This is a genomic window from Neobacillus sp. plas4 (genome assembly GCF_057221695.1).
This window is the reverse complement of sequence record NZ_CM170152.1, coordinates 175,493-191,515: the sequence shown is the minus strand read 5'-3', so window position 1 is coordinate 191,515 and position 16,023 is coordinate 175,493. Positions and strand designations below refer to the sequence as shown.

General features: G+C 40.0%; 30 protein-coding genes. All 30 read right to left on the bottom strand.

Annotated elements, in window-relative coordinates; genetic code table 11:
- Positions 1-9: 9 nt before the first annotated feature.
- Positions 10-807 (bottom strand): energy-coupling factor transporter transmembrane component T family protein, encoded by a 798-nt coding sequence (locus AC2TFD_RS00990; RefSeq protein WP_335513345.1) that lies wholly within the window; start codon positions 805-807, stop codon positions 10-12.
- Positions 804-1,670 (bottom strand): energy-coupling factor ABC transporter ATP-binding protein, encoded by an 867-nt coding sequence (locus AC2TFD_RS00985; RefSeq protein WP_335569640.1) that lies wholly within the window; start codon positions 1,668-1,670, stop codon positions 804-806. The genes AC2TFD_RS00990 and AC2TFD_RS00985 overlap by 4 nt, the downstream gene beginning before the upstream one ends.
- Positions 1,646-2,485 carry an energy-coupling factor ABC transporter ATP-binding protein gene (locus tag AC2TFD_RS00980; RefSeq protein WP_335513341.1) on the bottom strand — a complete coding sequence of 280 codons (840 nt, stop codon included), beginning with the start codon at positions 2,483-2,485 and terminating at the stop codon, positions 1,646-1,648. The genes AC2TFD_RS00985 and AC2TFD_RS00980 overlap by 25 nt, the downstream gene beginning before the upstream one ends.
- Before the next feature lie 358 nt (positions 2,486-2,843).
- Entirely contained in the window at positions 2,844-3,206 is a 363-nt protein-coding gene (gene rplQ, locus AC2TFD_RS00975; protein ID WP_335513339.1) for a 50S ribosomal protein L17, read from the bottom strand.
- A 63-nt stretch (positions 3,207-3,269) separates the two neighbouring features.
- Positions 3,270-4,214 (bottom strand): DNA-directed RNA polymerase subunit alpha, encoded by a 945-nt coding sequence (locus tag AC2TFD_RS00970; RefSeq protein WP_034676137.1) that lies wholly within the window; start codon positions 4,212-4,214, stop codon positions 3,270-3,272.
- A 174-nt stretch (positions 4,215-4,388) separates the two neighbouring features.
- Positions 4,389-4,778: a 30S ribosomal protein S11 gene (gene rpsK, locus AC2TFD_RS00965; protein WP_024027886.1), complete on the bottom strand. Its 390-nt coding sequence runs from the start codon at positions 4,776-4,778 to the stop codon at positions 4,389-4,391.
- A 21-nt stretch (positions 4,779-4,799) separates the two neighbouring features.
- A complete protein-coding gene (rpsM, locus tag AC2TFD_RS00960; protein WP_026565543.1) occupies positions 4,800-5,165 on the bottom strand; it encodes a 30S ribosomal protein S13 in 366 nt (121 codons plus the stop codon).
- A gap of 23 nt (positions 5,166-5,188) precedes the next feature.
- Positions 5,189-5,302: a 50S ribosomal protein L36 gene (gene rpmJ, locus AC2TFD_RS00955; protein ID WP_000868344.1), complete on the bottom strand. Its 114-nt coding sequence runs from the start codon at positions 5,300-5,302 to the stop codon at positions 5,189-5,191.
- 36 nt (positions 5,303-5,338) lie between these two features.
- Positions 5,339-5,557 carry a translation initiation factor IF-1 gene (infA, locus tag AC2TFD_RS00950; protein ID WP_007085268.1) on the bottom strand — a complete coding sequence of 73 codons (219 nt, stop codon included), beginning with the start codon at positions 5,555-5,557 and terminating at the stop codon, positions 5,339-5,341.
- A 282-nt stretch (positions 5,558-5,839) separates the two neighbouring features.
- Positions 5,840-6,490: an adenylate kinase gene (locus AC2TFD_RS00945; RefSeq protein ID WP_335513337.1), complete on the bottom strand. Its 651-nt coding sequence runs from the start codon at positions 6,488-6,490 to the stop codon at positions 5,840-5,842.
- Positions 6,491-6,548: 58 nt separating this feature from the next.
- Positions 6,549-7,847 (bottom strand): preprotein translocase subunit SecY, encoded by a 1,299-nt coding sequence (gene secY / locus AC2TFD_RS00940; RefSeq protein WP_335513335.1) that lies wholly within the window; start codon positions 7,845-7,847, stop codon positions 6,549-6,551.
- Positions 7,847-8,287 carry a 50S ribosomal protein L15 gene (gene rplO, locus AC2TFD_RS00935; protein WP_335513332.1) on the bottom strand — a complete coding sequence of 147 codons (441 nt, stop codon included), beginning with the start codon at positions 8,285-8,287 and terminating at the stop codon, positions 7,847-7,849. Before rplO ends, secY begins: the two co-directional genes overlap by 1 nt.
- A 32-nt stretch (positions 8,288-8,319) precedes the next feature.
- Entirely contained in the window at positions 8,320-8,502 is a 183-nt protein-coding gene (gene rpmD / locus AC2TFD_RS00930; protein ID WP_132096527.1) for a 50S ribosomal protein L30, read from the bottom strand.
- 13 nt (positions 8,503-8,515) lie between these two features.
- Complete coding sequence (gene rpsE / locus AC2TFD_RS00925) at positions 8,516-9,016, bottom strand: 30S ribosomal protein S5 (protein ID WP_132096580.1); 501 nt, start codon at positions 9,014-9,016, stop codon at positions 8,516-8,518.
- A 25-nt stretch (positions 9,017-9,041) separates the two neighbouring features.
- Positions 9,042-9,404: a 50S ribosomal protein L18 gene (gene rplR, locus AC2TFD_RS00920; protein WP_335513329.1), complete on the bottom strand. Its 363-nt coding sequence runs from the start codon at positions 9,402-9,404 to the stop codon at positions 9,042-9,044.
- A gap of 32 nt (positions 9,405-9,436) precedes the next feature.
- Entirely contained in the window at positions 9,437-9,973 is a 537-nt protein-coding gene (rplF, locus tag AC2TFD_RS00915; RefSeq protein WP_335513327.1) for a 50S ribosomal protein L6, read from the bottom strand.
- Between the two features lie 33 nt (positions 9,974-10,006).
- Positions 10,007-10,405, bottom strand: coding sequence for a 30S ribosomal protein S8 (rpsH, locus tag AC2TFD_RS00910; RefSeq protein ID WP_335513325.1), 399 nt, complete (start codon positions 10,403-10,405; stop codon positions 10,007-10,009).
- Positions 10,406-10,434: 29 nt separating this feature from the next.
- Positions 10,435-10,620 carry a 30S ribosomal protein S14 gene (gene rpsN, locus AC2TFD_RS00905; protein ID WP_090767650.1) on the bottom strand — a complete coding sequence of 62 codons (186 nt, stop codon included), beginning with the start codon at positions 10,618-10,620 and terminating at the stop codon, positions 10,435-10,437.
- 24 nt (positions 10,621-10,644) lie between these two features.
- Positions 10,645-11,184, bottom strand: a complete 540-nt coding sequence (gene rplE, locus AC2TFD_RS00900; RefSeq protein WP_335513322.1) for a 50S ribosomal protein L5 — start codon at positions 11,182-11,184, stop codon at positions 10,645-10,647.
- Positions 11,185-11,214: 30 nt separating this feature from the next.
- Positions 11,215-11,523, bottom strand: coding sequence for a 50S ribosomal protein L24 (rplX, locus tag AC2TFD_RS00895; RefSeq protein ID WP_484674788.1), 309 nt, complete (start codon positions 11,521-11,523; stop codon positions 11,215-11,217).
- 34 nt (positions 11,524-11,557) lie between these two features.
- On the bottom strand, positions 11,558-11,926 hold the full coding sequence (gene rplN / locus AC2TFD_RS00890) for a 50S ribosomal protein L14 (protein WP_335415953.1): 369 nt from the start codon (positions 11,924-11,926) through the stop codon (positions 11,558-11,560).
- Between the two features lie 41 nt (positions 11,927-11,967).
- The gene (gene rpsQ, locus AC2TFD_RS00885) at positions 11,968-12,231 is read right to left on the bottom strand and encodes a 30S ribosomal protein S17 (RefSeq protein ID WP_090767638.1); all 264 of its coding nucleotides are present in this window, start codon (positions 12,229-12,231) and stop codon (positions 11,968-11,970) included.
- Between the two features lie 22 nt (positions 12,232-12,253).
- A complete protein-coding gene (gene rpmC / locus AC2TFD_RS00880) occupies positions 12,254-12,454 on the bottom strand; it encodes a 50S ribosomal protein L29 (RefSeq protein ID WP_132096513.1) in 201 nt (66 codons plus the stop codon).
- On the bottom strand, positions 12,444-12,878 hold the full coding sequence (gene rplP / locus AC2TFD_RS00875) for a 50S ribosomal protein L16 (RefSeq protein WP_335513318.1): 435 nt from the start codon (positions 12,876-12,878) through the stop codon (positions 12,444-12,446). Before rplP ends, rpmC begins: the two co-directional genes overlap by 11 nt.
- Before the next feature lies 1 nt (position 12,879).
- Positions 12,880-13,536, bottom strand: a complete 657-nt coding sequence (gene rpsC, locus AC2TFD_RS00870; RefSeq protein ID WP_335513316.1) for a 30S ribosomal protein S3 — start codon at positions 13,534-13,536, stop codon at positions 12,880-12,882.
- A 3-nt stretch (positions 13,537-13,539) separates the two neighbouring features.
- The gene (rplV, locus tag AC2TFD_RS00865; protein ID WP_034676086.1) at positions 13,540-13,881 is read right to left on the bottom strand and encodes a 50S ribosomal protein L22; all 342 of its coding nucleotides are present in this window, start codon (positions 13,879-13,881) and stop codon (positions 13,540-13,542) included.
- 17 nt (positions 13,882-13,898) lie between these two features.
- The gene (gene rpsS / locus AC2TFD_RS00860; protein WP_026574091.1) at positions 13,899-14,177 is read right to left on the bottom strand and encodes a 30S ribosomal protein S19; all 279 of its coding nucleotides are present in this window, start codon (positions 14,175-14,177) and stop codon (positions 13,899-13,901) included.
- 60 nt (positions 14,178-14,237) lie between these two features.
- On the bottom strand, positions 14,238-15,068 hold the full coding sequence (gene rplB / locus AC2TFD_RS00855) for a 50S ribosomal protein L2 (protein ID WP_335513312.1): 831 nt from the start codon (positions 15,066-15,068) through the stop codon (positions 14,238-14,240).
- Between the two features lie 29 nt (positions 15,069-15,097).
- Positions 15,098-15,382: a 50S ribosomal protein L23 gene (gene rplW / locus AC2TFD_RS00850; RefSeq protein WP_040203238.1), complete on the bottom strand. Its 285-nt coding sequence runs from the start codon at positions 15,380-15,382 to the stop codon at positions 15,098-15,100.
- A complete protein-coding gene (rplD, locus tag AC2TFD_RS00845) occupies positions 15,382-16,005 on the bottom strand; it encodes a 50S ribosomal protein L4 (protein ID WP_335513309.1) in 624 nt (207 codons plus the stop codon). The genes rplW and rplD overlap by 1 nt, the downstream gene beginning before the upstream one ends.
- Positions 16,006-16,023: the final 18 nt, after the last annotated feature.

Below are 16,023 nucleotides of genomic sequence, written 5' to 3'. Positions count from 1 at the left end.
TTAGCTCCATTATGAACGTAGTAAGATTAATAATAACGTTAAAAAGGCAAGAATTAAAATTTGCAGTGTGTCAGCAAACCTCCAGCTCAATAGACGGTACTTGGTTCTGCCCTCACCCCCGCGATAGCCTCTCGCCTCCATGGCGATAGCAAGCTCCTCAGCACGTTTAAACGAGCTGACAAATAACGGGATCAATAAAGGAATAACTGCTTTTATTCTTTCCTTAATAGGACCGCTTGAGAAATCTACCCCTCTTGCGATTTGTGCTTTCATAATTTTATCGGTTTCCTGCATAAGCGTTGGTATAAACCGAAGAGAAATAGACATCATTAATGCCATTTCATGTACGGGAAAACGAACCCTTTTCAATGGATTTAAAAGTGTTTCCAACCCATCGGTTATTTCTATTGGAGTGGTTGTTAATGTGAGCAGACTCGTCATCAAGATCAGAAAAAAGAATCGCATGGATATAAAAATACCCTGTCTCACACCCTCTTCATAAATCTTAATCGGGCCTACCTCATAGAGTAAATTGCCTTCTTTTGTAAAGAAGACCTGTAATAGCAAGGTAAATAAAACCAACCAGAGCACCGGTTTTAAACCAGCATATAAGAAACGAATGGGAATTCGAGATAAACCAAGCATTAAAAATGTATAAAGACCAATAAGAGCATAGGTAAAGAAATTGTTTGCCAGAAATATGATACAAACGAATAAGAAGATAATGACAAGCTTTGACCGTGGGTCCATCCTATGAACTAAACTATCTGAAGGAACATATCTGCCGATGATCATTTTTTCCATCATACTGGTGCACCCCTTAACATTTCAGCAACTGCAGCAGACAGTTCCTCAATAGAAAGATAGGTAATACCAAGATTAACCCCTAATTTTTCTTCAAGGTTCCGCTGAAAGCGAACCACTTCTGGTACATCCAATCCCATTTCAACAAGCTCAGTAACAGAGGAAAATATTTCAATTGGTGTCCCTTGTTTAACCACATGTCCTTGTTGCATAATGACAATTTGATCCGCATACTTTGCTGCATCTTCCATACTATGAGTAACCAGTATGGTAGACAGCTTTCTCTCTTTATGAAGTGAATAGAACATGTCCATAATTTCCTTACGTCCCCGCGGATCCAAGCCAGCTGTAGGCTCATCAAGCACCAAACAATCGGGCTCCATAGCAAGGACACCTGCGATTGCAACACGACGCATTTGCCCGCCGGACAAATCAAATGGAGACTTCTCTAATATCTCCTCTTGAAGTCCCACTTGTTTTAAAGCAAGTCGAGCCCTTTTCTTTGCTTCTTCTTCGGAGACACCAAAATTCATTGGACCAAAAATGATATCCTTTTCAACTGTTTCTTCAAATAACTGATGTTCCGGAAATTGAAAAACAATCCCGACTTTTTGCCGAATCAGTCGTAAGTTTTTATTCTTTTGTTTGGCCTTAACTTCACGGTCACCTATAACAACTGTTCCTTCTGTAGGAATTAACAATGCATTTAAATGCTGAAGGACAGTAGACTTTCCTGAACCCGTGTGTCCAATTACAGCCATATACGTTCCTGATGGTACGTCAAAGGACACATCTTTAATAGCCAAATGTTCAAATGGAGTGTTTGCTTGATAACGGTACTCTATATTTTGGAGCGAAATGTCCATAGCTCATTCACCAACTCTTCTTCCGATAAATAGTGCTTGGATAAACCAATTCCTTTTTGGCGGAATGCATTACTCATTTTAATAGAAAAAGGGATATCCAAACCTAATTGAACCAATTCATCGTCCAAGGAGAAAATATCCTCGGGAGTACCTTCTCGATATACCTTACCTTGATTCATAACGATAATACGATCTGCTTTAGCGGCCTCTTCCAAATCATGCGTAATGGAGATAACAGTAAGGGACTTCTCATCCTTTAATTCCCGAACAGTTTCCAAAACTTCCTCTCTGCCTTTCGGATCGAGCATGGACGTAGCTTCGTCTAAGATGATAATTGAGGGTCTTAATGCAAGTACACCAGCAATAGCAACACGCTGCTTTTGCCCTCCTGAAAGATGGTGCGGCTCTTGATTAAGAAATTGATCCATTTTGACTTTTTTTAAGGAATCCTCTACCCTAAAGATCATCTCATCTCTTGGGATCCCATGGTTTTCTAAACCAAAAGCCACATCATCCTGAACGGTTGTTCCCACAAACTGATTATCAGGATTTTGAAACACCATTCCTAATTTCTTTCTTATCTCCCAAATGGACTCTTCATTCAAAGGAATCCCACAGACTTCAATCTCACCCTGTTGTGGAAATTGTAAACCATTCAGAAGTTTTGCCATTGTTGATTTACCTGAGCCATTATGTCCACAAATTGCTAACCATTCACCTTCATAGATGTCAATATTTACATTCTGAAGAGCGTAGTTGTTCTGGTTATCATATTGAAAAGAAACATTCTTTAAGGAAACAACAGAATTTCTCATTTACTATTCTCCTCTCAACTCGCCTATTGTTCCATTTCTATGCTAAGCTCGTGAATACAAAAAAAGCCTGCACCTCACCCCCGGGCAGAAGTTCGAATACATTCTGCCGATTAACGGGATTTCTAAAAAGAAATGGGAGGAGGTGCATGAGCTAGACGAGACGTGAAAAAGATAAAAGGCTTACATTATCATTCCAAAGGAAAAAAAACTCCCTAAAGTGCCCTTAAGATAAGGGTCACGCTCATCATAACACTCTTTTTGGCTTGGATCGTACATTATTAGGTTTTATACAGAAAAAGGGCTCAAGAACAAGTTTGTAACTAAACTGTCCAGCGCCCTTGTTGTCTGCTTCCAAGTATTAAACTAACTCGATAATTACCATTGGTGCACCATCGCCGCGACGTGGTCCAAGTTTCATAATACGAGTGTATCCACCTTGGCGCTCTTGATAACGAGGAGCGATATCAGTGAAAAGTTTTTGTAATGCATCAGTACCTTTTTCAACATCAGCAACTTCATTACGAACGTAAGAAGCAGCTTGACGGCGAGCGTGTAAATCACCACGTTTACCTAAAGTGATCATCTTCTCAACAGTACCACGAATTTCTTTTGCACGTGTTTCTGTAGTTTCAATGCGCTCATTGATGATTAAGTCTGTAGTTAAATCACGAAGCATAGCTTTACGCTGTGAACTTGTGCGTCCTAACTTTCTGTATGCCATGAAGGGTTCCCTCCTTTGTTGAAGTCATTAAACGGATTAGTTAGTTAGTCGGAGTTGACTTAATTAGTCATCCTTACGTAAGCCTAATCCAAGCTCTTCTAGTTTCGCCTTCACTTCTTCGAGTGATTTGCGGCCTAAGTTACGTACTTTCATCATATCCTCTTCAGTCTTATTAGCTAATTCCTGAACAGTATTGATTCCTGCACGCTTTAAGCAGTTATATGAACGAACGGATAAATCTAATTCTTCGATCGTCATTTCAAGGACTTTTTCTTTTTGATCCTCTTCTTTTTCGATCATAATTTCAGCATTTTGAGCTTCGTCAGTTAAACCAACGAATATATTTAAATGCTCAGTTAAAATCTTTGAACCAAGAGCAATTGCTTCTTTTGGCCCTGTGCTTCCATCTGTCCAAACATCAAGCGTTAGCTTATCATAGTTTGTCATCTGACCCACACGAGTATTTTCTATCTGATAAGACACACGTGAAACAGGAGTGAAAATAGAATCAATTGGAATCACACCAATTGGTTGATCTTCACGCTTATTTTGCTCAGCTGGAGTATAACCACGTCCACGCTTAGCAGTCAAACGCATGCGAAGATGCCCACTTGAAGCTAAGGTAGCAATATGAAGATCAGGATTTAAGATTTCAACATCACTATCATGAGTAATGTTGGCTGCTTTTACTGGACCTTCACCCTGTACATCAATTTCAAGAGTTTTTTCTTCATCAGAATAGATTTTTAAAGCTAATTTTTTAATGTTTAATATGATGGATGTTACATCCTCTACGACGCCTTCAATTGTTGAGAACTCATGAAGTACCCCATCGACCTGAATCGATGTAACAGCGGCACCTGGGAGTGAAGATAAAAGGATACGACGTAAGGAGTTACCCAAAGTGGTACCATATCCACGCTCAAGTGGTTCTACGACGAACTTTCCGTACTTGGCATCATCGTTGATCTCAACCGTTTCGATTTTTGGTTTTTCTATTTCGATCATCAAATAACCCTCCTTCAAAACGTCGAAACCTCGATTAGTAAATTATCTAATCGAAATTCCCCCATGTATACGTTCCCGTTTTGTGCACAACAACTGGAATAAATCTTCTGTAAGAACGGAAAAATTAGTATCATATCCCATTATAGACAGCGATACAAATTCTATACAGAAAAATTAAACACGACGGCGTTTTGGTGGACGGCATCCGTTATGAGGTACTGGAGTAACGTCTTTAATAGCTGTTACTTCAAGACCAGCAGCTTGTAACGCACGAATTGCAGCCTCACGACCTGCACCAGGTCCTTTAACTGTAACTTCTAGAGTCTTCATACCGTGTTCAATCGATGTCTTAGCTGCAGTTTCAGCTGCCATTTGAGCAGCGAATGGAGTTGATTTACGTGAACCTCTAAATCCAAGCGCACCTGCACTAGACCAAGAAATTGCATTACCATGTACATCAGTAATGGTTACAATTGTATTGTTAAATGTTGAACGGATATGGGCAATACCTGATTCAATATTCTTTTTAACACGACGTTTACGTGTATTTGTTTTACGTGCCATTTAAATAACCTCCTTTGCCGATTACTTCTTCTTGTTCGCAACAGTCTTACGAGGACCTTTGCGTGTACGAGCGTTGTTTTTCGTGTTTTGTCCACGAACCGGTAAACCACGACGATGACGTAATCCGCGGTAGCAACCAATCTCCATTAAACGCTTAATGTTAAGAGAAATTTCACGGCGAAGGTCACCTTCAACTTTTAATTTGTCGATGATATCACGGATTTTGTTTAGTTCGTCTTCTGTTAAATCACGCACTCGAGTATCTTCAGAAACACCAGCTTCTGCTAGAACTTTTTGTGCAGTATTTTTACCAATACCATAAATGTAAGTTAAAGAGATAACTACACGTTTTTCACGTGGAATATCTACACCAGCAATACGTGCCATAAATGAGCGCACCTCCTTCAAGATTAACCTTGTTTTTGTTTATGTTTAGGGTTTTCACAGATAACCATGACTTTACCGCGTCTACGGATAACTTTGCACTTTTCGCAGATCGGCTTAACAGATGGTCTTACTTTCATTATCCTAACCTCCTTAGTAATACGGAGTGCAAGCAATTATTTAAAGCGGTAAGTTATTCTTCCGCGTGTTAAGTCATATGGAGAAAGCTCGACAGTAACTTTGTCACCCGGAAGGATGCGAATGAAGTGCATTCGAATTTTACCAGAAACATGAGCTAGCACGGTATGACCATTTTCTAATTCTACCTTAAACATTGCATTTGGCAAAGTTTCAATTACTTTACCTTCAATTTCAATTACATCATCTTTGGCCATTAATTCGTCTCCCTTCTCAATTCAATTATTCTTTTTGAAAATGCAAGGCAAATTCTTTTCACTCGTACAAAACAATAGCAACCTTATAATAGTAACATAATGTTTGTCATCTGTCCGCAAGTAAATATTACATGGTTTGAAATATCGAATTCCACATGTAAGTCTTGCCCAACTCTCGGTCCTACATACTCAGTACAATAGAAAAGCCATTTACATCTACATACTTTTGAAGCTTAATGAAGAGATGTTCGAGAGTCGATTGTACATTTAAACTAATGGCCATTAACGTAAGTCCCCGACCAACTGCTGGATATCAGCAAATACTTGTTTAATATCCTGCTGACCATCAATTGAACGCAGGTAACCTTTTGTTTCATAAAAAGTAAGCAATGGTTCTTGTTGTTTGATATTGACGTCTAATCGATTTTGAACAGTTTCAGCATTATCATCTGCCCGTTGATAGAGCTCTCCGCCACATTTGTCGCAAGTGCCCTCATTTGCAGGAGGATTAAAAACTAAATGGTATGTTGAACCACATTCTTTACAGATTCGACGGCCAGTCAAACGATCCATTAATATCTCTTTATCAACATTAATATTAATTACGTAATCAATCTTTTTATCTAAGTCAGATAATAGATTTTCCAATGCTTCTGCTTGAGGTACAGTTCTAGGAAAGCCATCAAGTAAAAAGCCATTTATACAGTCGTCTTTACTTAATCGTTCACGAACAATGCCGATTGTAACTTCATCAGGAACAAGTTCACCTTTGTCCATGAAAGACTTAGCTTCTAACCCTAGCTCTGTTCCTTCTTTCATCGCTGCACGGAACATATCTCCAGTAGAGATATGAGGGATGCCGTATTGTTCGACGATTTGCTCGGCCTGAGTACCTTTTCCAGCACCCGGAAGCCCCATTAATACTAAATTCACACGTGTTCCCCCTCGTGCTAATTATGGGTTTTAGGGAGCGAAAGTCCCCAAAACCTTCTTATTTGATAAATCCTTTATAATGACGTTTAACAAGTTGTGCTTCAAGCTGTTTCATCGTATCTAGGGCAACACCCACTACGATCAAAAGACTTGTTCCCCCTATTTGAGCAGATTGCGGAAGATTCGCTATTTCAATGAAGATAATAGGAAGAATCGCAATTACTGTTAAGAAAAGGGCACCTACAAATGTTAAACGATATAGTACGCGTGTTAAGTATTCCTGTGTACTCCTGCCAGGTCTAATACCTGGAATATAACCACTTTGCTTTTGTAGATTTTCTGCAGCTTGTTCTGGATTAACCTGAATAAATGCATAGAAATACGTGAAAGCGATAATCAAAGCAGCATAAAGCGTCATCCCAATTGGATGGGAATAATCAAATACTCTTGTAATCCAAAGTGTTACGTCATTTGTTGGAAAAAATGATGCAATGGTTCTTGGGGTTACAATAAAGGAAACTGCAAAGATTACAGGGATAACACCAGCAGCATTCACTTTTAACGGCATATGAGTGGATTGTTGTGCACCAGCATTACGACCGTTAATCGCTCTTTGTTTTGCATACTGAATTGGAATTTTTCTAATTGCTTGTTGAATGAAAATAGTACCAACAACAATTGCAATTACTGCCAAGACAATTAACAGAACCGTAACGATACGGAGGAATAACTGCTCACCAGCATTTTCAAACTGCTGTACATAAATCTGATTAACTGTGTTAGGGATACTCGCAACGATACCGGCAAAGATAATGATGGAAATACCATTTCCAACACCCTTTTCGGTAATCTGCTCACCTAACCACATTAAAAAGGCAGTACCAGCAGTTAAAACAACTGCAATCAATAGATAAGTACCAATTCCGGGATTTTCAATCAATTGCCCGCTTGACATACTATTAAAACCGTAGGACATACCTAAGGCTTGAATAAAGCCAAGTACAATCGTGAAATAACGAGTAAACTGAGCTAACTTTCGACGTCCAGCATCTCCTTGCTTTGACCATTCCGTAAATTTCGGAACTACATCCATTTGTAAAAGCTGAATAATAATGGAAGCTGTGATATAAGGCATAATACCCATAGCAAGGATGGAGAAGTTTTGCAACGCTCCACCACCAAAGGTATTTAATATCCCGAATACACTTAATTTATCTTGTGCAGCCAAAATTTCAGCATTTACATTCGGAACAGGAATAAAACTGCCAAGTCGAAATACGATTAACATTAAAAGAGTGAAAATGATCTTTCTTCTAATTTCAGCCACGCGCATAAAATTGGAGATTGTCTGGAACATTAGATCACCTCAGTAGTTCCACCTACAGCTTCAATTGCTTCTTTGGCGGTAGAGGAGAATTTGTGAGCTTTAACAGTAAGTTTTTTCTCTACGTTCCCTTTTGCAAGAATTTTAATTCCCGCCTTTTCGTTCTTAACAATACCAGATTCGATTAGAAGTTCTGGAGTAACTTCTGTACCCTCTTCGAACTGGTTAAGAGTATCAAGGTTTACAATTGCAAATTCTTTACGATTGATATTTGTAAAACCACGTTTTGGTAAACGACGGAATAAAGGTGTTTGACCACCCTCGAAACCTAAACGGACACCGCCGCCGGAACGAGCGTTTTGACCTTTATGACCTTTACCAGCAGTTTTTCCCTGACCAGAACCGATACCACGTCCTAAACGTTTGCGTTCTTTTCGAGAACCCTCAGCAGGCTTTAATTCATGAAGTTTCATATTGGCACCTCCTTATGAAAGAAAACAATCAATTATTGTTCTTTAACTGTTACAAGGTGAGCAACTTTCGTAATCATACCGCGGATAGCAGCATTATCCTGGTGCTCAACTGTTTGATTCAATTTGCGTAAACCTAGAGCAGTAACTGTCGCTTTTTGGTCACCAGGGCGACCAATAACGCTTTTATTGAGGGTAATTAATAGTTTGTTTGCCATTTGATTTCCCTCCTTATCCTAGCAGTTCTTCTACTGATTTACCACGTAACTTGGCTACGTCTTCAGCACGTTTTAGTTGTTTAATACCATCAATCGTTGCACGTACCATATTAATTGGAGTGTTTGTTCCTAATGATTTAGAAAGGATATCTCCTACCCCGCCTAATTCTAGAACAGCACGGACTGGACCACCAGCAATAACCCCTGTACCTTCAGAAGCAGGCTTTAGAAGAATTTCGCCAGCGCCAAATCGTCCAATTACTTGGTGAGGAACAGTAGTTCCAACCATTGGTACTTCGACTAAGTTCTTCTTAGCATCTTCAATTGCTTTACGAATCGCATCTGGTACTTCTTGAGCTTTACCAGTACCGAAACCAACATGACCGTTTTTATCTCCAACTACTACTAGAGCAGTGAAACGAAAACGACGACCACCCTTAACAACTTTCGCTACACGGTTAACCGTTACAACGCGTTCTTCAAGTTCAAGTTTGTTTGGATCAATACGACGTATCATTTATGTGTCCCTCCTTTGTCTATTAAAATTGTAAGCCGTTTTCACGGGCTGCATCAGCTAATGCCTGAATACGTCCATGATAAAGGTATCCTCCACGGTCAAAAACAACTGCAGTGATACCTTTTTCTACCGCACGTTTAGCGACTAATTCTCCGACCAACTTAGCTGCTTCAACATTGCTTGTAGATTCAAGATTAATATCTTTTTCCATAGTAGATGCACTTGCTAACGTAACTCCACTCATGTCATCGATTAATTGAGCATATAAATGCTTATTAGAACGAAACACATTTAGACGTGGACGAGCTGCAGTACCGCTAAGTTTCGCACGAACACGAGCATGTCTTTTCTTGCGGCTAGCATTTTTGTCAAGCTTCGTAATCATTTACGTCACTCCTTTCGTTTACCTATGCGGCATTACTTACCAGTTTTACCTTCTTTACGACGAACAAATTCGCCTTCGTAACGAATTCCTTTGCCTTTATACGGCTCTGGAGGACGGACTTGACGAATATTGGCAGCTAATTCACCAACACGTTCTTTGTCTGTACCTTTAATCGTAATCTTTGTATTCGCAGGTACTTCAATTTCAAGACCAGCTTCAGGTTCGAATTCAACTGGATGAGAGTATCCAACGTTTAACACAAGTTTGCTACCTTGCTTTGAAGCACGGTAACCAACCCCGATTAATTCTAATTTTCTTTCGAAACCTTTGGAAACACCTTCGACCATGTTCGCGATTACCGCACGAGTAGTTCCGTGCAATGCGCGGTGTTCTTTCACGTCAGATGGACGAGAGATCGTGATAATGTTTTCTTCGATTTTGATTTCAATATCTGGATTAAAAGAGCGAGTTAATTCTCCTTTTGGTCCTTTAACGGTAACGGTATGATTATTTAATGTAACCGTTACTCCTGCAGGTATTTCAATAGGTTTTTTTCCTACGCGTGACATTTAAGTAGCACCTCCATTCATTCAGAAACTATATTACCAAACGTAAGCTAATACTTCTCCGCCAACTTGTTTAGCACGAGCTTCTTTATCAGTTATAACACCAGTTGATGTTGATACTAATGCAATACCTAGACCATTAAGGACACGTGGCACCTCATTAGATTTTGCATAAACACGAAGTCCAGGCTTGCTTATGCGCTTAAGACCCGTGATAACACGTTCATTATTAGAACCGTACTTTAAGAAGATACGGATAATACCTTGTTTGTTGTCTTCGATAAATTCTACATCACGAACGAAGCCTTCACGCTTTAAGATTTCAGCGATTTGTTTCTTGATATTAGAAGCAGGTACTTCTAACTTTTCGTGACGCACCATATTCGCATTACGAATGCGAGTAAGCATATCAGCAATCGGATCTGTCATGACCATTATTTTTACCTCCTTCCCAGACTTGGGGTTTACCAGCTAGCTTTTTTGACACCAGGAATTTGTCCTTTGTATGCTAATTCACGGAAACAAATACGGCATAGCTTAAATTTACGGTATACAGAGTGTGGACGGCCGCAACGTTCACAGCGAGTGTACTCTTGTACCGCGAATTTAGGCGTGCGCTTTTGTTTCGCTATCATTGACTTTTTAGCCACGTTTTCGCCTCCCTTATTTAGCGATTACTTTTGGAATGGCATTCCAAATTGTGTTAACAGTTCACGTGCTTCTTCATCAGTGTTAGCAGTCGTTACGATTACGATATCCATACCACGAACTTTGCTTACTTTATCGTAATCAATTTCAGGGAAGATTAATTGTTCTTTAACACCCAAAGTATAGTTACCGCGACCATCGAATGATTTTTTAGAAATACCACGGAAGTCACGTACACGAGGTAAAGAAACAGAAACTAATTTATCCAAGAATTGATACATGCGCTCACCGCGAAGTGTAACTTTAGCACCGATTGGCATACCTTCACGAAGACGGAAACCAGCGATTGATTTTTTTGCACGAGTGACAACAGGTTTTTGACCTGTGATAGTAGCTAGTTCTTCAACAGCAATATCTAATGCTTTTGCGTTTGCAACTGCATCACCTACACCCATGTTAATAACAATCTTTTCAAGTTGAGGAACTTGCATTACAGATTTATAGTTGAACTTGCTCATTAGAGCAGGAGTAACTTCTTTAACAAATTTTTCTTTTAGGCGGTTCATTCATAGTACCTCCCTTCTTAATTTAAACTATTATTTATCTAAAACTTCACCGGATTTTGCTACGCGTACTTTTTTACCATCAACCGTTGTGTAACCTACACGAGTTGGGTTACCAGACTTAGGGTCGATAGGCATAACGTTTGATACATGAATTGGTGCCTCAAAGCTCATAATTCCGCCTTGGGGATTCACTTGAGAAGGTTTCGCGTGTTTTTTCACGATATTAATACCATCTACTAGTACACGGCTATCTTTAGGATAGGCTGCTAGGATTACTCCTGTTTTGCCTTTATCCTTACCGGAGATAACTCTTACTTTGTCACCTTTTTTAACATGCATTCGTAAGCACCTCCTTAAAGGCAATTAATTTATATTATAGTACTTCTGGAGCCAAGGATACGATTTTCATGAAATTGCTATCGCGAAGTTCACGAGCAACTGGTCCGAATATACGTGTTCCTCGAGGGCTCTTATCATCCTTGATAATTACACATGCGTTTTCATCGAAACGAATGTATGATCCATCAGGTCGACGAGCACCGCTTTTCGTACGAACGATAACAGCTTTAACAACGTCACCTTTTTTAACAACGCCACCAGGTGTTGCTTGTTTTACTGTACAAACGATAACATCACCAATACCCGCAGTTTTACGGCCAGAACCACCAAGAACTTTAATGGTAAGTACCTCACGAGCACCAGAGTTATCAGCAACTTTTAAACGTGATTCTTGTTGAATCATGTGTGTAACCTCCCTTCGGAATAGAGCTTTAATCCGAACAATTAAATAATAACTGCTTTTTCTGTTACTTCAACTAAACGAAAGCGTTTTGTAGCTGAAAGCGGACGAGTTTCCATGATACGTACGATATCGCCGATTTTTGCTTCGTTTTGCTCATCATGAGCCTTAAACTTTTTAGAGTACTTAACGCGTTTACCGTAAAGAGGATGCTTTTTGTGTGTTTCGACTAAAACAGTAATAGTTTTATCCATTTTGTCTGAAACCACGCGCCCAGTGTAAACTTTGCGTTGATTACGTTCACTCATTATGTGAACCTCCTCTCAATTATTACTTGTTAAAGCTGATTTCTCTTTCGCGAATCACAGTTTTCATGCGAGCAATCGCTTTGCGCACTTCACGAATGCGAGCTGTATTTTCAAGTTGACCAGTCGCTAATTGGAAGCGAAGGTTGAAAAGCTCTTCTTTTAAAGATTTAACTTTTTGTTCTATTTCGGCAGTGGTAAGGTCTTTAATTTCATTAGCTCTCATTTGATTCACCACCAATTTCTTCACGTTTTACAAACTTACATTTTACAGGAAGTTTGTGCATAGCAAGACGTAGTGCTTCACGTGCGATTTCTTCAGAAACACCCGCGATTTCAAACATTATTTTCCCTGGTTTAACAACAGCTACCCATCCTTCAGGTGCCCCTTTACCAGAACCCATCCGCACCTCTAGAGGTTTTGCAGTATAAGGCTTATGTGGGAAGATTTTAATCCAAACTTTACCGCCACGTTTCATGTAACGAGTCATCGCAATACGGGCAGCTTCAATTTGGCGGTTTGTGATCCAAGAAGCTTCAGTAGCTTGTAAGCCGAATTCACCGAATGTTACTTCAGTGCCACCTTTTGCGTTACCACGCATTTTTCCACGGTGTTGACGGCGATATTTTACGCGTTTTGGCAATAACATATTATTTGCCTCCTTCCGCAGATTTCTTCTTAGTAGGAAGGACTTCTCCCTTATAGATCCATACTTTTACACCAAGCTTACCGTAAGTAGTATCAGCTTCAGCATGAGCATAGTCGATATCAGCACGAAGTGTATGAAGTGGAACTGTACCTTCGCTATAGTGTTCTGAACGAGCAATATCTGCACCGCCAAGACGTCCTGATACCATTGTTTTAATACCTTTTGCACCTGCACGCATAGCACGTTGTATAGCTTGCTTTTGTGCACGACGGAAAGATACACGATTTTCTAATTGACGAGCAATATTTTCAGCAACTAATTTCGCGTCAACATCTGCTCTCTTGATTTCAAGAATGTTAATGTGAACTCGTTTGCCAGTTAATTGATTTAAAGCTTTACGAAGTGCTTCTACTTCAGTACCGCCCTTACCGATAACCATTCCAGGCTTAGCAGTATGAACAGTTACATTCACACGGTTAGCTGCACGTTCGATCTCAACTTTAGATACAGAAGCATCCTTCAAACGCTTCGTGATATACTCACGAATTTTTAGGTCTTCGTGTAAAAGATCAGCGAAGTCTTTACCTGCGTACCACTTAGATTCCCAATCTTTGATGATCCCGATACGCAAACCGACTGGATTTACTTTTTGACCCACAGATTATCCCTCCTTCTTTTCTGATAGAACGATTGTGATGTGGCTAGTGCGTTTGTTAATCTGGCTTGCACGGCCCATTGCGCGTGGACGGAAACGTTTCAACGTTGGTCCTTCGTCTACAAAAGCTTGTGTTACTACCAAGCTATTAACGTCCATTTCATAATTGTGCTCGGCATTTGCCATAGCAGATTTTAATACTTTTTCCACGATTGGAGAAGCAAACTTTGGAGTGTGATTTAAAATCGACACCGCTTCACCAACTTGCTTTCCTCGAATTAGATCTACGACTAAACGTGCTTTACGAGGAGCAATACGAACTGTTCTTGCAACAGCTTTAGCTTGCATTTGGATGCCCTCCTCTCTTAACGTCTGGTTTTCTTATCATCATTACCATGACCCTTGTAAGCACGAGTTGGAGCGAATTCTCCAAGCTTGTGTCCTACCATGTCTTCAGTAACATATACAGGCACATGTTTGCGACCATCATAAACAGCGATAGTGTGGCCGATAAATTGTGGGAAGATCGTAGAACGACGTGACCAAGTTTTAACAACTTGCTTACCTTCAGTTTCATTTAACTTTTCGATCTTAACCATTAAATGATCATCAACAAATGGTCCTTTTTTAAGGCTGCGACCCATGGATGAACCTCCCTTCGTGATTGGTCTACGGCTCTTTCTTTGAACCGTAGTTCAACCCCGTTATTTTTTACGACGACGTACGATAAACTTGTCGGATTTATTCTTTTTCTTACGAGTTTTGAATCCAAGAGTTGGTTTACCCCATGGAGACATAGGTGATTTACGTCCGATTGGTGAACGTCCTTCACCACCACCGTGTGGGTGATCGTTAGGGTTCATTACAGATCCACGAACTGTTGGGCGCTTGCCTAACCAGCGAGAACGACCTGCTTTACCAATATTGATAAGTTCGTGCTGTTCATTTCCTACTTGACCGATTGTAGCACGGCACTCAGCTAGGATCATACGAACCTCACCAGAATTTAAACGTACAAGTACGTATTTTCCTTCTTTACCTAAAACCTGTGCAGATGTACCAGCAGAACGTACTAATTGGCCACCCTTACCTGGTTTTAACTCAATGTTGTGTACTACAGTACCAACAGGGATGTTTACTAATGGTAATGCGTTACCTACTTTAATATCAGCCTCTGGGCCTGACATAACTTCCATACCTACTACTAGGTTTTTAGGAGCTAGGATATAACGCTTTTCACCATCTACATAGTTAATTAGTGCAATATTCGCAGAACGGTTTGGATCGTACTCGATAGTGGCAACGCGTCCAGGAATGCCATCTTTGTTACGTTTAAAGTCAATTAAACGATATTGACGCTTATGGCCGCCACCTTGATGACGAACAGTTAACTTACCTTGGTTATTACGGCCGCCTTTTCTCTTGACTGGTGCTAATAGAGACTTTTCTGGTGTGCTAGTTGTGATTTCAGCGAAATCAGAAACTGTCATACCGCGACGACCATTAGAGGTAGGTTTGTACTTTTTAATCGCCATTTTATTTCCCTCCTCTTCTTGTTAGGTTCTTATGCTTCAAAGAATTCGATTTCTTTGCTGTCAGCAGTTAATTTTACGATTGCTTTACGGCGTTTGTTTGTGTAACCACCGAATTTACCCATGCGCTTGAATTTACCTTTATAGTTCATGATGTTAACTTTCTCAACTTCAACGCCGAAAATTTCTTTAACTGCGTCTTTAACTTGAGTCTTGTTAGCTCTCACATCAACTTCAAATGTATATTTCTTTTCAGCCATTAGGTCAGTAGAACGTTCAGTGATAACGGGGCGCTTAATGATATCGCGTGCATCCATTATGCAAGCACCTCCTCTACTTTTTCAACCGCTGCTTTAGTCATGATTAATTTATCATGATTTACAACGTCTAGTACGTTGATTCCATCAGCTGTTACAACTGTTACACCTGGAATATTACGAGCAGATAGTGCTACATTCTCATCTAGGTCAGCAGTAACAATAAGTGCTTTCTTCTCGATAGAAAGTCCACCTAATACTGTTTTAAAATCTTTTGTTTTCGGAGCATCGAAAGCTAGGCTTTCTAACACTAAGATATTTTCTTCTAATACTTTAGAAGATAATGCAGATTTAATCGCTAAGCGACGTACTTTTTTCGGTAATTTATAGCTGTAGCTGCGTGGTGTTGGTCCGAATACTGTACCACCTCCGCGCCATTGTGGAGAACGGATAGACCCTTGACGAGCACGACCAGTTCCTTTTTGACGCCATGGCTTACGTCCACCGCCGCGCACTTCAGAACGAATTTTAGTTTTATGAGTACCTTGACGTAAAGAAGCTCTTTGCATAACAATCGCTTCGAATAGTACGTGTTGGTTTGGCTCGATACCAAATACTGTTTCGTTAAGTTCGATTTCACCAACTTGAGAACCGTTTTGGTTAAATAGTGAAACTTTAGGCATTCTTTTGCCCCTCCTTTC

What these genes read in the sequence shown, in the direction of transcription:
- AC2TFD_RS00990 (WP_335513345.1), bottom strand. Translation starts at nt 807, where the DNA reads ATGATGGAAAAAATGATCATCGGCAGATATGTTCCTTCAGATAGTTTA.
- AC2TFD_RS00985 (WP_335569640.1), bottom strand. Translation starts at nt 1,670, where the DNA reads ATGGACATTTCGCTCCAAAATATAGAGTACCGTTATCAAGCAAACACT.
- AC2TFD_RS00980 (WP_335513341.1), bottom strand. Translation starts at nt 2,485, where the DNA reads ATGAGAAATTCTGTTGTTTCCTTAAAGAATGTTTCTTTTCAATATGAT.
- rplQ (WP_335513339.1), bottom strand. Translation starts at nt 3,206, where the DNA reads ATGGCATACAGAAAGTTAGGACGCACAAGTTCACAGCGTAAAGCTATG.
- AC2TFD_RS00970 (WP_034676137.1), bottom strand. Translation starts at nt 4,214, where the DNA reads ATGATCGAAATAGAAAAACCAAAAATCGAAACGGTTGAGATCAACGAT.
- rpsK (WP_024027886.1), bottom strand. Translation starts at nt 4,778, where the DNA reads ATGGCACGTAAAACAAATACACGTAAACGTCGTGTTAAAAAGAATATT.
- rpsM (WP_026565543.1), bottom strand. Translation starts at nt 5,165, where the DNA reads ATGGCACGTATTGCTGGTGTAGATATTCCACGTGAAAAACGTGTAGTT.
- rpmJ (WP_000868344.1), bottom strand. Translation starts at nt 5,302, where the DNA reads ATGAAAGTAAGACCATCTGTTAAGCCGATCTGCGAAAAGTGCAAAGTT.
- infA (WP_007085268.1), bottom strand. Translation starts at nt 5,557, where the DNA reads ATGGCCAAAGATGATGTAATTGAAATTGAAGGTAAAGTAATTGAAACT.
- secY (WP_335513335.1), bottom strand. Translation starts at nt 7,847, where the DNA reads ATGTTCCAGACAATCTCCAATTTTATGCGCGTGGCTGAAATTAGAAGA.
- rplO (WP_335513332.1), bottom strand. Translation starts at nt 8,287, where the DNA reads ATGAAACTTCATGAATTAAAGCCTGCTGAGGGTTCTCGAAAAGAACGC.
- rpmD (WP_132096527.1), bottom strand. Translation starts at nt 8,502, where the DNA reads ATGGCAAACAAACTATTAATTACCCTCAATAAAAGCGTTATTGGTCGC.
- rplR (WP_335513329.1), bottom strand. Translation starts at nt 9,404, where the DNA reads ATGATTACGAAGCTTGACAAAAATGCTAGCCGCAAGAAAAGACATGCT.
- rplF (WP_335513327.1), bottom strand. Translation starts at nt 9,973, where the DNA reads ATGTCACGCGTAGGAAAAAAACCTATTGAAATACCTGCAGGAGTAACG.
- rpsH (WP_335513325.1), bottom strand. Translation starts at nt 10,405, where the DNA reads ATGGTCATGACAGATCCGATTGCTGATATGCTTACTCGCATTCGTAAT.
- rplE (WP_335513322.1), bottom strand. Translation starts at nt 11,184, where the DNA reads ATGAACCGCCTAAAAGAAAAATTTGTTAAAGAAGTTACTCCTGCTCTA.
- rplX (WP_484674788.1), bottom strand. Translation starts at nt 11,523, where the DNA reads ATGCATGTTAAAAAAGGTGACAAAGTAAGAGTTATCTCCGGTAAGGAT.
- rplN (WP_335415953.1), bottom strand. Translation starts at nt 11,926, where the DNA reads ATGATTCAACAAGAATCACGTTTAAAAGTTGCTGATAACTCTGGTGCT.
- rpsQ (WP_090767638.1), bottom strand. Translation starts at nt 12,231, where the DNA reads ATGAGTGAACGTAATCAACGCAAAGTTTACACTGGGCGCGTGGTTTCA.
- rpmC (WP_132096513.1), bottom strand. Translation starts at nt 12,454, where the DNA reads ATGAGAGCTAATGAAATTAAAGACCTTACCACTGCCGAAATAGAACAA.
- rplP (WP_335513318.1), bottom strand. Translation starts at nt 12,878, where the DNA reads ATGTTATTGCCAAAACGCGTAAAATATCGCCGTCAACACCGTGGAAAA.
- rplV (WP_034676086.1), bottom strand. Translation starts at nt 13,881, where the DNA reads ATGCAAGCTAAAGCTGTTGCAAGAACAGTTCGTATTGCTCCTCGTAAA.
- rpsS (WP_026574091.1), bottom strand. Translation starts at nt 14,177, where the DNA reads ATGGGTCGCAGCCTTAAAAAAGGACCATTTGTTGATGATCATTTAATG.
- rplB (WP_335513312.1), bottom strand. Translation starts at nt 15,068, where the DNA reads ATGGCGATTAAAAAGTACAAACCTACCTCTAATGGTCGTCGCGGTATG.
- rplW (WP_040203238.1), bottom strand. Translation starts at nt 15,382, where the DNA reads ATGGATGCACGCGATATCATTAAGCGCCCCGTTATCACTGAACGTTCT.
- rplD (WP_335513309.1), bottom strand. Translation starts at nt 16,005, where the DNA reads ATGCCTAAAGTTTCACTATTTAACCAAAACGGTTCTCAAGTTGGTGAA.